Source organism: Pseudomonas sp. GL-B-19 (genome assembly GCF_019956415.1).
Lineage (GTDB): Bacteria > Pseudomonadota > Gammaproteobacteria > Pseudomonadales > Pseudomonadaceae > Aquipseudomonas.
Map to the genome: position 1 here is coordinate 63,469 of NZ_JAHBDK010000018.1, position 12,547 is coordinate 76,015.

Consider the following 12,547-nt stretch of genomic DNA (forward strand, 5'->3'; position numbering starts at 1 on the left):
CTTTTCACTTAGCATCCAATGATCATCCATTCATTTCCAAGGAGTGCCTGATGAACCCCAAAATAGAACTGTATGGCGCTAATACCGGCAACAGCCTGAGGGCTGTAATAGCCTTGGAAGAAGCAGGTGTCCCCTACACGGCACGGAGACTGAATCTGCAAGCGAATGAGCAGCGCGACTTGGCGTACCTGGCGCTTAATCCGGCAGGAAAAGTCCCGACCCTGGTCGATCATACGTCGACACCGGCACTGGTCATCAACCAATCAAACGCAATCATTCAGTTCGCTGATGCCAAAGCGCCCGGTCGACTCGCACCAGCGCATCCTGGACCAGAGCGCGACAGGGTGTTTGATCGTTACTTCTTTTTCGTTACGGACGTAATCGCGCCTAGCCATTCAGCATTCTTCCTGCGCCAGGCGGGATTAAATGATGCGGCCACGGTCATTGATCGGCGCGTCATTGAACAACTCGTCTATGCAGAACGGTTTCTTACCGACGATTTTATGGCCGGAGACCAGTTTTCCATGGCGGACATCTCTGCTTTCACCATTGCGGCATCCATTCGTGACCGTCTGGATTGGGCAGTGCTTTCACGCTTATCACGCTGGTTCGACGCGATCGAAGCCAGGCCCGCCGTGCAGCGAGGATTGAAAGCGTTCCAAAGTCACTAAGCGCTACCCCTCAGACGTTTTTGTGAGCGCAAAAGAGTTCGACGACTCCTGTCCTGACATTGAAAAACCAGTGTGAGCAGCATGTCTGCGGGCGGCGATCCGACGATGGCCGCAACTCGGTTTCAAGCCAATCCCTTGCATTCCCTGCAACACTGAATTGTGATCAATCCAATTGATCAGGACTGAATCAAAGGTGCATGCTAGAGAGCTCAATCGAGCCTCATATCATTCCGAATGATAGTTACCTTCGCTTCATTCGATTCGTGACATACACCCTCGCCGCTCATCATCCGTCCATTCTCAATACATTGGCGGATGCATCCATGGAACAATCTCTCAAACATTTGCGCTTCCCGTTGGCCCTATTGGCAGTGTTGGTGATGAGCGCGTGCGGCAAGGCTCCGGAGTCAGCCGCAACCATGCCTGCGGCCAAAGTCAGCGTCGCCAAGGTGCTGGAACAACCGATCAACGAGTGGGACGAATTCACCGGGCGCCTGGAAGCACCGGAAACGGTAGAAATTCGTCCGCGGGTCTCCGGGCAGATTGATGAAGTGGCATTCACTGAAGGCGCACTGGTCAAGAAAGGCGATTTGCTGTTCCAGATCGACCCGCGTCCATTCCAGGCAGAGGTCCGCCGCCTCGAAGCCCTGGTTGCCCAGTCCCGCGCCAACGCAACCCGTAGTGAAAACGAAGCTCAGCGCGGTGAACGCCTGCGCACCAGCAACGCGATCTCCGCCGAACTGGCCGACTCGCGTACCAGTGCGGCTCAAGAAGCCCGCGCTGCCGTCGGAGCACTGCAGGCGCAACTGGATCTGGCCAAACTGAACCTGAGCTTCACCCGCGTCACCGCGCCAATCAGCGGTCGCGTCAGCCGAGCGGAAATCACCGCCGGCAACCTGGTGACCGCCGACACCACACCGCTGACCAGCGTCGTGTCGACCGATAAGGTCTACGCCTACTTCGACGCTGACGAGCGCGTATTCCTCAAGTACACCCAACTCGCCCGCCAGGGCAAACGCGGCGCCACCACCCCGGTTTACATGGGCCTGTCCGACGAAGACGGCAACCCGCACCAGGGTGTGATGAACTTCATCGACAACCAGGTCAACCCGAAGACCGGCACCATCCGTGGTCGTGCGGTCTTCGACAACGCGGACGGCAGCTACACCCCGGGCCTTTATGCACGTCTGAAACTGGTGGGCAGCGGTACGTATTCCGCTGTGCTGATCAATGACGAAGCGGTCGGCACCGATCTGGGTAAAAAATTCGTACTGGTCATGGATGCCGACAACAAAACGGCGTACCGCGCCGTCGAGCTAGGGCCGAAGATCGAAGGTTTGCGCATCGTGCGCAACGGCCTGAACAAGGATGACACCGTCATCGTCAAGGGGTTGCAACGGGTTCGCCCTGGCTCGCCGGTGACCCCTGAAGTGATCCCGATGGCCAGCGAACAAACCCTCGCGGCTTTGGCTCAACAACGACAAGCGCTGGAAGCCAGCAACCTGCCCCAAGTCGCGCCTGCCAAGGTCGCACCGGGTGAGGTTGTGAAACTGGCTGCTGCGACTCCACGCGGTTAAGGGAGCAACAACTGCGATGAATTTTTCCCAATTCTTCATTTCACGGCCGATCTTTGCAGCGGTGCTGTCGCTGCTGATTCTGATCGCCGGCGCCATCTCGCTGTTCCAGTTGCCGATCAGCGAATACCCGGAAGTTGTGCCGCCGACCGTTGTGGTCCGCGCCAACTTCCCGGGTGCCAACCCTAAAGTCATTGGTGAAACCGTGGCCGCTCCTTTGGAGCAAGCCATCACCGGCGTCGAGAACATGCTGTACATGTCCTCGCAGTCCACCGCTGACGGCAAGATTACCCTGACCATCACCTTCGCGCTGGGCACCGACCTGGACAACGCACAGGTGCAGGTACAGAACCGCGTGACTCGCACCGAGCCCAAACTTCCAGAAGAAGTGACGCGCATCGGTATCACCGTCGACAAAGCTTCGCCCGACCTGACCATGGTTGTGCACTTGACCTCGCCGGACAAACGCTACGACATGCTCTACCTGTCCAACTACGCCTTACTCAACATCAAGGATGAGCTGGCGCGCCTGGGCGGTGTCGGTGACGTGCAATTGTTTGGCATGGGCGATTACTCGCTGCGAGTCTGGCTCGATCCGAACAAGACCGCTTCACGCAACCTGACCGCCACCGATGTAGTGAGCGCGATTCGTGAACAAAACCGTCAGGTGGCTGCCGGTGCACTGGGCGCGCCTCCTGCGCCGAATGCCACCGCTTTCCAGCTGTCGGTGAATACTCAAGGTCGTCTGGTTTCCGAAGAAGAGTTCGAGAACATCATCATTCGCTCCGGCGATAACGGTGAAATCACGCGCCTGAAAGACATTGCCCGCGTCGAACTGGGTTCCAGCCAATACGCCCTGCGCTCCTTGCTCAACAATCAACCGGCGGTGGCGATCCCGATCTTCCAGCGTCCGGGCTCCAACGCCATCGAAATCTCCAACGAAGTTCGGGCGAAGATGGCCGAGCTGAAAAAGAGCTTCCCGGAAGGCATGGATTTCAGCATCGTTTATGACCCGACGATTTTCGTGCGCGGTTCCATCGAGGCGGTGGTTCACACCCTCTTTGAAGCGCTGATTCTCGTGGTTCTGGTGGTGATCCTGTTCCTGCAAACCTGGCGTGCCTCGATCATTCCGTTGGTGGCGGTACCGGTTTCGCTGATCGGTACGTTTGCCGTGATGCACTTGTTTGGCTTCTCATTGAACGCCTTGTCACTGTTTGGTCTGGTGCTTGCCATTGGTATCGTGGTGGATGACGCCATCGTGGTGGTGGAGAACGTCGAGCGAAACATTGGACTGGGGCTTACGCCGGTCGAAGCGACCAAGCGTGCCATGCGTGAAGTGACCGGCCCGATCATCGCCACAGCGCTGGTGCTGTGTGCGGTGTTTATCCCGGCTGCGTTCATTTCGGGTCTCACTGGCCAGTTCTACAAACAGTTCGCTTTGACCATTGCGATCTCGACGGTGATCTCGGCCTTCAACTCACTGACCCTGTCGCCGGCACTGGCTGCCGTATTGCTGAAAAGCCATGACGCGCCGAAAGACCGTTTCTCCAAGGTCCTCGACAAGATTTTCGGTGGCTGGTTGTTCCGTCCGTTCAACCGCTTCTTTGACAAAGCCAGCCATGGTTATGTCGGCACCGTGGGCCGGGTTATCCGCAGCAGCGGGATCGCCTTGCTCCTGTACGCAGGTTTGATGGTGTTGACCTTCTTCGGTTTCGCCAACACCCCGACCGGTTTCGTCCCCGGCCAGGACAAGCAATACCTGGTGGCCTTCGCTCAACTGCCTGATGCGGCGAGCCTGGACCGTACCGAAAACGTGATCAAACGCATGTCCGACCTGGCCCTGAAACAGCCGGGCGTGGAAAGTGCGGTGGCCTTCCCTGGCCTGTCGATCAACGGTTTCACCAACAGCCCTAACGCCGGCATCGTGTTCGTGACCCTGAAACCGTTCGACGAACGCAAAGACCCGAGCATGTCCGCCGGTGCGATTGCCGGCGCCTTGAACGGTCAGTTCGCCGGGATTCAAGAAGCCTACATGGCGATCTTCCCGCCGCCGCCGGTACAGGGCCTGGGCACCATTGGTGGTTTCCGTCTGCAAATCGAAGACCGGGGCAACCTGGGCTACGACGAGCTGTTCAAAGAAACCATGAACATCATCAACAAAAGCCACAGCGTGCCGGAACTGGCCGGCCTGTTCACCAGCTACACAGTGAACGTGCCACAGGTTGATGCCGCCATCGACCGGGAAAAAGCCAAGACCCACGGCGTGGCCGTCAGCGACATCTTCGACACCCTGCAGATCTACCTGGGTTCGCTGTATGCCAACGACTTCAACCGCTTCGGTCGTACCTATCAGGTCAACGTTCAGGCTGAACAACAGTTCCGTCTTGAACCAGACCAGATCGGTCAGCTGAAAGTGCGTAACAACAAAGGCGAAATGATCCCGCTGGCGACCTTCATCAAGGTCAGCGACACCTCGGGGCCGGACCGCGTGATGCACTACAACGGCTTCATCACTGCTGAAATCAACGGTGCGGCAGCGCCAGGCTACAGCTCTGGCCAGGCCGAAAAAGCCATCGAGAAACTGCTCAAGGCTGAACTTCCGAACGGCATGACCTACGAATGGACTGACCTGACCTACCAGCAAATTCTGTCCGGCAACACCGCACTGTTCGTGTTCCCGCTCTGCGTACTGCTGGCGTTCCTGGTACTCGCGGCTCAGTACGAAAGCTGGAGCCTGCCATTGGCGGTGATCCTGATCGTACCGATGACGTTGCTGTCGGCCATTACCGGGGTGATTGCTTCGGGGGGTGACAACAACATCTTCACCCAGATCGGTTTGATCGTACTGGTGGGACTGGCCTGTAAGAACGCGATTCTGATCGTCGAGTTTGCCAAGGACAAACAGCAGGACGAAGGCATGAGCCCGCTGGCTGCTGTGCTTGAAGCTTGCCGCCTGCGTCTGCGTCCGATCCTGATGACCTCCTTCGCGTTCATCATGGGTGTTGTGCCACTGGTGTTCTCCAGCGGTGCCGGTGCCGAGATGCGTCACGCCATGGGTGTGGCGGTGTTCTCCGGGATGCTCGGGGTAACCTTCTTCGGTCTGTTGCTGACACCGGTGTTCTACGTATTGATTCGCAACTTTGTCGAGCGCGGCGAAGCGCGCAAAGCGGCCAAGGCCCTGAAACTGGAGTCGCAACAATGAGTTTGAAAGCGTTCCTGCCGAGCCTGCTGGTACTGGCCCTGAGTGCCTGTACCGTCGGCCCGGACTACAAGACCCCAGCGACTGCACCGGCCAACATCACCGCCGCTACCGATGGCGCTGCCGGTCAGAAAAACTTTGACCGCTCGCACTTCGAGGGCATCTGGTGGCAGCAATTCGAGGACCCGACCCTTAACCAGTTGGTGACGCGATCGCTGCAAGGCAACCGTGATTTGCGCGTGGCCTTCGCGCGCTGGAAAGCCGCTCGGGCGATTCGTGATGACATCAGCAATGACGCCATGCCGACCATCACCAGCCGGGTCAGCAGCGACCTGGGCAATGGGCAAGTCCCGGGGCAGACCACCGACCAGGTCAACAGCGAACGCTACGACCTTGGCCTGGACATGGCGTGGGAGATCGACCTGTTTGGCCGCATCCAGCGCAACCTGGAATCAGCCAACGCTGAACAACAGGCTTTAGAGGCTGATCTGTACCAACTGCAAGTCACCATGATTGCCGAACTGGTGGATTCCTATGGCCAACTGCGCGGCGCGCAACTGCGAGAGAAAATCGCGCTGGCGAACCTGCAGAACCAACAGGAATCGCGCAAGATCACCATCAGTTTGCGTGATGCCGGCGTCGGCGATCAGCTGGATGTGGAGCGCGCCGATGCACGACTGGCGTCCGTCGAAGCCAGCGTGCCGCAATTGCAAGCCGAACAGGTACGGCAGCAAAATCGCATCGCCACCCTGTTGGGCGAGCGCCCGGAGAAACTAACCGTCGACCTGAGTCCCAAGAACTTGCCGGCAATCGCTAAAGCGCTGCCGATTGGCGATCCGGGTGAACTGCTGCAACGTCGGCCGGACATCCTCAGCGCCGAACGCAAACTGGCTTCTGCCACCGCCCGTATCGGCGTGGCCACGGCTGATTTGTTCCCTCAGGTCAGCCTCAGCGGCTTCCTCGGTTTCACCGCCGGTCGCGGCTCGCAAATCGGTTCCTCGGCGGCCAACGCTTGGGTACTGAGCCCTGCCATCACTTGGGCGGCTTTTGACCTGGGCAGTGTCAAGGCCCGTATACGCGCAGCCGATGCGGATGCCGAAGGCGCGCTGGCAAGTTACGAGCAGCAAGTGCTGTTGGCGCTGGAAGAGTCGGAAAACGCGTTCAGCGATTACGGCAAACGGCAGCAACGGTTGATCTCACTGATTCGTCAGAGTGAATCGAGCCGCGCCGCCGCCGACCTGGCCGAAGTTCGCTACCGCGAAGGCACGGCGGACTTCCTCGTCCTGCTGGACGCTCAACGCGAGCGACTGGCGGCCGAAGATACCCAGGCTCAGGCCGAAACCGATCTGTATAGCGGCATTGTCGCGATTTACAAAGCCCTGGGCGGTGGCTGGCAACCCGAGACCGTCGCCAGCAAGTAAGCTTTTTGAAGAGCTCCTTTGGTTGGCCGCGACCAACCAAATTTTTTTAGCCCTGCGCCTCATTCGGTCGCGGGGCTTTTTTTGGTCTGCTGATTCTCCAACCGACTGCAATCCCCTGTAGGAGCTGGCTTGCCAGCGAAGAGGCCCTTACATTCAACATCCATGTTGACTGTTACACCGCTTTCGCTGGCAAGCCAGCTCCTACAAGGGTTAGTGGGTTGCCTTGTCATTGCGGTTTTCCAGTACGGTTACGGTGGCCGTTGTCCCCGCCCGCAGAAGATTTTTGTCGGCATATTCAGCGTCAATCTGAATCCGTACCGGCACCCGTTGTGCGAGTTTGACCCAGGTGTAGCTGGGGTTGATGCTGGCCAGCAAGCGCCCACCGGGGAGGTTCTCGCGGTCGGCGATAGCAAAGGCGATGCTTTGCACAGTGCCGCCGAAGGCTTCGCCGCTCATCAATTCGATGTTGACCCGGTCGCCCTCTGCGATTCGCGGCAACTTGGTCTCTTCAAAGTATCCGCTGACATAAAACGACTGGCTGTCCACCAGTGCCAACAGTGGGCCTCCGACAGTGGCATAGTCCCCCTGACGGGTCAGCAAGTTGGTGACAAAACCGGTGACGGGCGATTCGACCCGAGTACGTTGCAAGTTCAGTTCAGACTGGCTCAATGCCGCGATGGCCAGTTGCACATTGGCCTGGGCCAAAATCAAATTAGCCTGGTTTCGCAGTAGATCGGCCTCCGCCACGGTCACCTCCGTGTTGGCTTTTTCCCACTCTTCTCCAGAGATGGCCGAGCGCTCCTTCAGCGTACGCCGCCGATGCTCCTCACTCTGTCGCTGCCTGAGCAGCGATTCGCTGGCGGTAATCGCCGCCTGCGACTGCCCCAGCGAACCTTTCGCCACTTCCACTGAGCGTTTGGAGTGTTCCACTGCCAGGGTGTAACGAGCCGGGTCGATTTCCAACAGTAACTGGCCTTTCTCAACATGCTGGTTGTCTTGAACAGCCAGCCTGACGATGCGCCCCGAGACATCCGCAGACAACGTCACCACATCAGCGCGCACCCGTGCATCCCGGGTCCAGGGGGCTCGGGTGTAATGCTCCCAGGCAAACCAGCCAAGAATGAAGGCCAGCACTACAACGCCCAGTGTTGCGAGTCGGGGAAGGATGTTCTTCAAGGCATTAGGCTCCCATTACCAGAATCAGCGTTGCGCACACGCACGCATACAGCGCGCCCTCGAATAAAGCTTCATGCCAGACAAAACGCAGCACACCGAGGCGGCGCAGGCCCCAGTCCAGCGCCAGAAAGATCGGCAGCGCCAATAGCAACGCTTGAGCGATTGGCGGCAAATACACGCCGCCCAGTTCAAAATCAATGGGCAAGGGCCGGCACTCCCGCTTCGCCTACAGATTGAAAGTACTCGCGGTATCGCTGTATGAACGACTCCACGATCAGCAGCGCCACGCGCATCCGGAACACCGACCACAGGTGCTCGTGAACCTCCAGATGCAGATCGTCCAGCTCGTCGCCCAGGGTGTGCAAATCCTCCAGCAGCCGGTTGATGTCTACCCCGGGGCGCCCGGCAACCCATCTTCCGCAGTCCCGGACAGCCGCCAATAACCGGCGCTGTTGCTCTGAACTCAACAGGGTGTTGCCCTGCCCCTGCTGCCTGAGCTGGTTCAACGCAACGCCCAGGGCCATGCACCCGAGGCTGACCTGAAACAACTCGCCGGAAGACTTGTCGCTGGTCGCCGGCAACAGTCCCAACATCATGGTCAGTCGATCGACCATGCGGCTTTCAAAGGCAAATTGCTGTTCATCTGTGGCCGGCATCTTCATCAAAGCGTAGACCTGCTCAGCATTTTCCTTGAATAGCCGGCGAATCCGCAAAACCGGCCTGAACGGGAAGATCAAGGCGAAGACACTCAGTGCCAGGACCGTTGCGCTGATATACCCGCCGGCGAACTCGAACCACTGAATCGCACTGTTCTGGCCGATTCCGACGTTTTGCGGCCCCAACAACAGAAAGGTCGACAACCCAAGACCAATACCTGTGCCGGTGGTCGCCGGCGTGGCGAGCCCTACCGCGACCGCGTACAGCAACGGCGCCAACAGCAATGCCAAAAGCTCGAAATCGCTGATCATTGGCACCAGCATGAATTGGTAAAGCGCCGACACCAGCAACGCCAGGCCCAGGCCCCTTGCATAGCTTTGCGCAGCCAGTAGCGGTCTGGGGAACGTTGCCATCAGCGAACAAAGAATCCCAACCAGAACCATCCCGCCGCGTGCACCATCCCAGCCCGTCTCGATCCAGATCAGTCCGGCGACCACAAACGCGGTAAAGGCCCGAGTGGCGTTCATCGCTGCCAGGGTGAAATCCAGATGCAGCGGATTCTCTTGTCCCCGAAACACGCTGCTGGCCTGGCGTCCTTCCTGAATGGCATCACTCAACTCCAGAATCTGCTCCAGTTGCTGTAATAATCGTGCTTGCTCCCAGCGAAGGGCCCAGGCTAGCGAACGCAGCGTGGCCGGCATGGTTTCGGTCAGTTGTTCAGCCTTGTAAGCCTGATCATCGAAACGCTGCTGCAATGCCGAAAAATGCTGGCGTGCATCGGCCGATAGCGAGCGGCCCTTTTGGGCCAGCTCATCGAGAAATGCCAGTTCTTCAGCGCGCAAACGCTGTATCTCCAGGGGTAAATCACCTTTCCAGCGCTCGGTCAGCAGCTCACGCTGATGACGTAGCGCCATCAACCGTGATGTCAGCAACACCAATTGGTTTCCCAGCAACTGGACCAGACTATCGGCACTGCGTAACCGTGGCGCATCGAAGTAAAGATGCCGGCGTAATCCCTCAAGGGCGCTGATTTCACCCAACAGCTGCATTTGCCTGCGTTGAAAATCGGCGTCGCTTTCTTCGGTTCGAATGACGGCAGCGGCGTGTGTCGCCAGTAACTTGATCACGTGATCAATCTTGGTGAAGTAACTTCGGGCCACGGCTTCCGGACGCGCGGTCAGAAGGCTGACAACGCACACACAAGCCACCGCCAGAAGCGTCTCGGTCACGCGCGTAACGGCCAGCAGGAAAGTGCCGTCCTGATCTGGTACGGCCAATAGCGCCACCACTACAGCCGTGTAGCCGCTGAGCACAAAGGCCTGGGAACTGGTGTAGCGCAACAAGGTGCCACCGGCGGTGCACAGCGCCAGCCACAGTGCCAAGGTGGTGATGAAAGGCAGCGGCGCCTGGGGGAAGATCGCCATGATCAATACCGCCGCGGCAGCACCCAGGGTGGTGCCGATGACCTGGCCGAAACTGCGGGCCAGTGCCATCCCGGCCAGTGGCTGGCTGACGATGACTACCGCCATGATCGACCATTTGGGTTGATCGAGGTCGAACAGAAACGCCAGGTACAGCGTCAGCAGCCCGGCCACTATGGTTCTCAAGGCAAACAGCAGCACCCCTTGCCCGGGATTGAGTATGGCCTTGAAGTATTGAAGCAGCGGTTGCATGGAAGCACTCTTCGAGTCATCTCTAGCAAGCGTAGTCACTGCTTCAAGGCCTCGACAGGTTTCAATGTCGACGGAGCCTGTAGGCAAAATCGTCGATATAGAGGCGCGTCAGGGTTTGACTCACAGCCCGGCCTGACCGAAGCTGACGGCCTTTGCAAAAGCTTGCCAGCTCCTGGATTCCTGCATGCCCCAGTCCCGCCGCTACTTGCTCATCAGTCTCTGTGTGCTGTTTGCCATCGCTATTGCCTGGTTATTCCTGCGCAGCACGACGCCTGAGGTGCCCGAAGCAATCAAACGTGGTTACAGTGAAGCGTTGACTCAGGCCCGCGCCGGTCAACCGGGAGCTGCACGGGTGCTTTACCAGCAATTGGGCCGCCCTGATCTGTCGGCCAAGCGTCGCCTCTGGCTGCATGCCGAACTGCTCAACTACCCAAGCCCGCAGGCCCTGAAACTGGCGGTCGCGGATCTGCAACATCCCAGTGAGGACGTGCGGATCGCCGCGATCAAAAGCATTAGTGGTCTGGTCTCCTCCGGGCAACGCAGCCTATTGATTGGCCCGATGCTCGATGACGATGTAGAAAACGTGCGATTTGCAGCCGTTAACGCTCTGCTGGGGCTGTCGCCGGATGATCTGGGGTTGTATTTCGGGCCATTGGAACAAGCCATCGATGCCTGGGAACTGGCCCTTGACAGTCAACCGCCCAGCGCCCAGAACCAATACCAGTTGGCGCGTCTGCACCTGCACAACGCCGAATTGAAAAAGGCGCAGGAGGCGCTGGAGCGTACATTACAGCTGGACCCAGGCAATCTGCCGGCCTTGGTGATGCAGATTGATGTGCTCGACCGGCAAGGCCAGAGCGATGCCGCACGCCAGTTGCTGGCGAAACAGTTGAAAGCGCAGCCCGACTCGGCCTACCTGCAACATGCCCTGGGGCTTTGGTTGCTGCACCACGGGCAAAGTGAGTTTGCCCTGCTCGGCCTTTCCAAAGCAGTGGAACTGGAGCCCGACAACAAGGACTATCGCTATGACCTGGCAACCACCTTGCACCTTGAGCAAGAGCTGGAAGCTGCGCAAAAGCAACTACAGGAAATCGTCCAGCGCCACCCTGCCGACCGCAAGGCGCGCGTGCTGCTGATCAACTACTGGAAAGAAAGCGGACAGTTGCAGAACGTACAGATTCTGCTGGCGCAACTGGAACAGCTCAATCCGGACGACCCCGCGTTGCAGCAAGGGTTGTAACTCTACCCTCTGTAGCAGCTGCCGAAGGCTGCGACCGGGGGCGTAGCACCCGCCCGCCATCCGACAACGAGCGCTACGCACTCGAACGCAGCCTACGGCAGCTGCTAAACGTCAGGCCCGCAAAATGGTACAGGGTGGGGTTGTCGATGATTTACGGGTTCAGTAAGCAGTCTCACGGTCACGTCACGATCGACAGCAAAGTGGGTCACGGCACTTCGGTGACGCTGCTTCTGCCGCGTTACAGCGGGGATCTGGCCGAGGAAAGTTTGATCGACGATGAATGGCCGGCAACTGGCGGAAATCGGCCGGCAATATCGGCCTGACCTGAAAGTCTTGTTCATCACCGGCTATGCCGAACATGCCGCCGTGCGTGGCGGGTTTCTGGACCCCGGCATGCAGATGATCACCAAACCCTTCACCTTCGACCTATTGACGGCCAAGGTGCGGGAGATGATCAGCATCTGAAGCGCCCCTCTCCCCTAGACAACAGATCGCAACGAGCTCAGGAAAGCATTTGCTGCATGAGTTCTTGCAGTTCATCCAGATCGAATGGTTTGGCCAGGATCGGCGCTGTTTTGGTGATCGGGCTGTCGGTCTCGCGAATTTCCTGCGGGTAACCGCTGATAAAAATCACTTTGAGTTCCGGTCGCAGCTTCACCGCAGGCTCGGCGATCTGCACGCCGGAAATCCCGCCGGGCAAGCGGAAGTCGGTAATCATCATGTCCAGGTGCGGTTTGCTCGCCAGAATTTCAAAGGCCTGCTCGCCGTTTTCGGCCTGCAGCACCCGGTAACCTTCACCCGACAAGTAGGCGGACAACACCATCAGAATCGAGGGGTCATCCTCGACAATGAGTACTACATCTTGCGCATCTTCACTCATGGGAAGCCTTTGTTCGGTCAATAGCTGCTGATACGACCGTGGGGTCGATCAGAGGT

General features: G+C 58.5%; 9 protein-coding genes and 1 pseudogene. 6 read left to right on the forward strand and 4 right to left on the reverse strand.

What is annotated here, in order from left to right; genetic code table 11:
- The first annotated feature begins 50 nt into the window (after positions 1 to 50).
- The 4 genes from KGB06_RS05780 (at position 51) to KGB06_RS05795 (ending at position 6,865) form a co-directional block, all read left to right on the forward strand.
- Positions 51 to 671 carry a glutathione S-transferase family protein gene (locus KGB06_RS05780; protein ID WP_223512509.1) on the forward strand — a complete coding sequence of 207 codons (621 nt, stop codon included), beginning with the start codon at positions 51 to 53 and terminating at the stop codon, positions 669 to 671.
- Between the two features lie 323 nt (positions 672 to 994).
- Positions 995 to 2,248, forward strand: a complete 1,254-nt coding sequence (gene mexE / locus KGB06_RS05785) for a multidrug efflux RND transporter periplasmic adaptor subunit MexE (protein ID WP_223512510.1) — start codon at positions 995 to 997, stop codon at positions 2,246 to 2,248.
- A gap of 16 nt (positions 2,249 to 2,264) precedes the next feature.
- Positions 2,265 to 5,447 carry an efflux RND transporter permease subunit gene (locus KGB06_RS05790; RefSeq protein ID WP_223512512.1) on the forward strand — a complete coding sequence of 1,061 codons (3,183 nt, stop codon included), beginning with the start codon at positions 2,265 to 2,267 and terminating at the stop codon, positions 5,445 to 5,447.
- Complete coding sequence (locus tag KGB06_RS05795) at positions 5,444 to 6,865, forward strand: efflux transporter outer membrane subunit (protein ID WP_223512518.1); 1,422 nt, start codon at positions 5,444 to 5,446, stop codon at positions 6,863 to 6,865. The genes KGB06_RS05790 and KGB06_RS05795 overlap by 4 nt, the downstream gene beginning before the upstream one ends.
- 210 nt (positions 6,866 to 7,075) lie before the next feature.
- Here KGB06_RS05795 and KGB06_RS05800 read toward each other — a convergent pair whose 3' ends face one another.
- Genes KGB06_RS05800 through KGB06_RS05810 form a run of 3 tightly spaced genes read right to left on the reverse strand, consistent with a single transcriptional unit; the run spans position 7,076 to position 10,371 of the window.
- Positions 7,076 to 8,041: an HlyD family secretion protein gene (locus KGB06_RS05800; RefSeq protein WP_223512521.1), complete on the reverse strand. Its 966-nt coding sequence runs from the start codon at positions 8,039 to 8,041 to the stop codon at positions 7,076 to 7,078.
- Positions 8,042 to 8,045: 4 nt separating this feature from the next.
- On the reverse strand, positions 8,046 to 8,246 hold the full coding sequence (locus tag KGB06_RS05805; protein WP_007949274.1) for a DUF1656 domain-containing protein: 201 nt from the start codon (positions 8,244 to 8,246) through the stop codon (positions 8,046 to 8,048).
- A complete protein-coding gene (locus KGB06_RS05810; RefSeq protein WP_223512523.1) occupies positions 8,236 to 10,371 on the reverse strand; it encodes an FUSC family protein in 2,136 nt (711 codons plus the stop codon). The genes KGB06_RS05805 and KGB06_RS05810 overlap by 11 nt, the downstream gene beginning before the upstream one ends.
- A gap of 184 nt (positions 10,372 to 10,555) precedes the next feature.
- On the opposite strand from KGB06_RS05810, the gene KGB06_RS05815 reads away from it, so the two are divergent.
- Both KGB06_RS05815 and KGB06_RS05820 read left to right on the forward strand, forming a co-directional pair.
- On the forward strand, positions 10,556 to 11,611 hold the full coding sequence (locus tag KGB06_RS05815) for a tetratricopeptide repeat protein (RefSeq protein WP_223512525.1): 1,056 nt from the start codon (positions 10,556 to 10,558) through the stop codon (positions 11,609 to 11,611).
- Positions 11,612 to 11,745: 134 nt separating this feature from the next.
- A pseudogene (locus tag KGB06_RS05820) lies at positions 11,746 to 12,076 on the forward strand (hybrid sensor histidine kinase/response regulator); the annotation flags it as partial.
- A 37-nt stretch (positions 12,077 to 12,113) separates the two neighbouring features.
- Here the strand turns inward: KGB06_RS05820 and KGB06_RS05825 are convergent.
- Positions 12,114 to 12,491, reverse strand: a complete 378-nt coding sequence (locus KGB06_RS05825; protein WP_007949268.1) for a response regulator — start codon at positions 12,489 to 12,491, stop codon at positions 12,114 to 12,116.
- Between the last annotated feature and the right edge of the window lie 56 nt (positions 12,492 to 12,547).

Bases quoted from the DNA above. Each gene is read 5' to 3' on its own strand.
- mexE (WP_223512510.1), top strand. From the start codon at position 995: ATGGAACAATCTCTCAAACATTTGCGCTTCCCGTTGGCCCTATTGGCA.
- KGB06_RS05790 (WP_223512512.1), top strand. From the start codon at position 2,265: ATGAATTTTTCCCAATTCTTCATTTCACGGCCGATCTTTGCAGCGGTG.
- KGB06_RS05825 (WP_007949268.1), bottom strand. From the start codon at position 12,491: ATGAGTGAAGATGCGCAAGATGTAGTACTCATTGTCGAGGATGACCCC.
- KGB06_RS05795 (WP_223512518.1), top strand. From the start codon at position 5,444: ATGAGTTTGAAAGCGTTCCTGCCGAGCCTGCTGGTACTGGCCCTGAGT.
- KGB06_RS05810 (WP_223512523.1), bottom strand. From the start codon at position 10,371: ATGCAACCGCTGCTTCAATACTTCAAGGCCATACTCAATCCCGGGCAA.
- KGB06_RS05780 (WP_223512509.1), top strand. From the start codon at position 51: ATGAACCCCAAAATAGAACTGTATGGCGCTAATACCGGCAACAGCCTG.
- KGB06_RS05815 (WP_223512525.1), top strand. From the start codon at position 10,556: ATGCCCCAGTCCCGCCGCTACTTGCTCATCAGTCTCTGTGTGCTGTTT.